The organism is Snodgrassella sp. M0110 (assembly GCF_016101465.1).
In the GTDB taxonomy this organism is placed as follows: Bacteria; Pseudomonadota; Gammaproteobacteria; order Burkholderiales; family Neisseriaceae; genus Snodgrassella; species Snodgrassella alvi.
The window spans coordinates 1-225 of sequence record NZ_JACFQM010000048.1 but is presented as its reverse complement, the minus strand read 5'-3'; the positions used below and the strand labels follow the sequence as shown (position 1 = coordinate 225).

At 44.9% G+C, this 225-nt stretch carries 1 protein-coding gene; it reads left to right on the top strand.

What is annotated here, in order from left to right:
• A partial coding sequence (locus tag H3T84_RS12055) for an RHS repeat domain-containing protein (RefSeq protein ID WP_198219347.1) occupies nt 1-225 on the top strand: 225 nt, incomplete at both ends.

The following is a 225-nucleotide window of genomic DNA, read 5'->3' as shown; positions in this document are numbered from 1 at the left end:
ACTACTTCCATACCGACCTGAACGGCATGCCGGAGGAGCTGACGGATGAAGCCGGTGAAATCGTCTGGGAATGCTCATATCAGCTATGGGGCAAACCGATACAGGAGATTGCTCATAAAGAGATACAACAGAACCTGAGGTATCAGGGACAATATTTAGACAGAGAAACCGGCTTACATTACAATACTTTCAGGTATTATGATCCGGATATAGGTAGATTTACTC